This window comes from Paraburkholderia sp. SIMBA_027 (assembly GCF_046535315.1).
Classification (GTDB): Bacteria; Pseudomonadota; Gammaproteobacteria; order Burkholderiales; family Burkholderiaceae; genus Paraburkholderia; species Paraburkholderia tropica.
In genome coordinates this window covers 1-270 of sequence record NZ_JAWRWY010000618.1, presented here as the reverse complement: position 1 = coordinate 270, position 270 = coordinate 1, and the positions used below count along the sequence as shown (strand labels likewise).

Sequence of the window (270 nt, the reverse complement as noted above, 5' to 3'; positions counted from 1 at the left end):
ATCACGTACCGGATTGGGATATAGCCAGGCAGATTCCGGTTCTGATATAGTATCCTTCGTTCCAAGTATAGAATCATATTCAATGACAAAGTATAATAAATTCCCCTGAAATAGATCATTCCATTCTCCGGCATCTCCGTAAATCCAATCTGTTAATGCCAGTCCCAATGCATTCTGGTTTGAGTTATAATTATCAGGTTCCCCTCCCCAGTTTTCATAAAGGCCTCCTACAGATGAGCCGGTAAAATCTCCCTGCCAGAATTGCGGCCC

The 270-nt window shown here is 43.0% G+C and carries 1 protein-coding gene; it reads right to left on the bottom strand.

Features of this window, described 5'->3' with window-relative positions:
• The coding region (locus SB764_RS40480) for a hypothetical protein (protein WP_410866823.1) at positions 1-270 on the bottom strand (270 nt) is incomplete at both ends.